Annotated in this window: 1 pseudogene; it reads left to right on the top strand. The window is 45.0% G+C overall.

Annotation, left to right across the window (positions count from 1 at the left end):
- Nucleotides 1–249, top strand: a pseudogene (locus NLF92_RS13500) (oxygen-dependent tRNA uridine(34) hydroxylase TrhO); the annotation flags it as partial.

The raw sequence follows: 249 nt of genomic DNA, 5'->3' as shown, positions 1-249 counted from the left end.
GGTATTCTACAGTACCTTGAAGATGTACCGAAAGAAGAGTCATTGTGGGAAGGCGATTGCTTTGTATTTGATAATCGCGTTGCAGTTAACCACGACTTAGAGAAAAGCCATTATGAGCAGTGCTACGCGTGCAGACTTCCAATTACTGAAGAAGACAAGCAGAGTGATAAGTATGAGCCGGGTGTAAGCTGCCCACACTGCTTTGGTACCCATACCGACGATCAAATTGCTCGCTTTAGAGAACGTGAA

Source organism: Opacimonas viscosa (genome assembly GCF_024199005.1).
Classification (GTDB): Bacteria; Pseudomonadota; Gammaproteobacteria; order Enterobacterales; family Alteromonadaceae; genus Opacimonas; species Opacimonas viscosa.
This window is presented reverse-complemented; position numbering and strand designations above follow the sequence as displayed.